At 63.9% G+C, this 446-nt stretch carries 1 protein-coding gene; it reads right to left on the bottom strand.

From position 1 onward, the window contains the following. Positions 1-376 (bottom strand): ABC transporter substrate-binding protein (locus tag JT360_RS33335; RefSeq protein ID WP_214477739.1); only part of this gene is annotated, 376 nt, incomplete at its 3' end. Positions 377-446 lie beyond the last annotated feature (70 nt).

The raw sequence follows: 446 nt of genomic DNA, 5'->3' as shown, positions 1-446 counted from the left end.
ACTGCGGATTGGTCGAGCCTGGGGATATCTCAACGACGCCCGCCTCCTCGTACACTTTTGATGCGGGGATCGAGGCCCCGGAGCAATAATGCCCGACGACGAGCACGACCCCGTCAGCCACCAGCTTCTTGGCGGCCGCCACAGCTTGCTCGGGATCGCAGAAGTCGTCGACCGAGATGAGCCTCACCTTCTGCCCGAGTACCCCGCCCGCCATGTTGACGTCGGCCACTGCCATCTCCGCGCCGCGCTGTCCCTGCTCGCCGATCCAGGCGAGCCGTCCCGTCATCGCAGCCGAGACGCCAACTAGTACCTCCGCCCGCGCGAAACCGAACACGGCCGCGAGAACTATGATCGCTATGGCGATGATGCGATGCATGATGCAGCCCTATTCAACCGGCACGTACTCTCCACCGCGCCAGACGTACCAAACCCAGCTCTGCTTCGTG

Source organism: Mesorhizobium sp. dw_380, from assembly GCF_018588885.1.
GTDB lineage: Bacteria > Pseudomonadota > Alphaproteobacteria > Rhizobiales > Rhizobiaceae > Mesorhizobium.
This window is presented reverse-complemented; position numbering and strand designations above follow the sequence as displayed.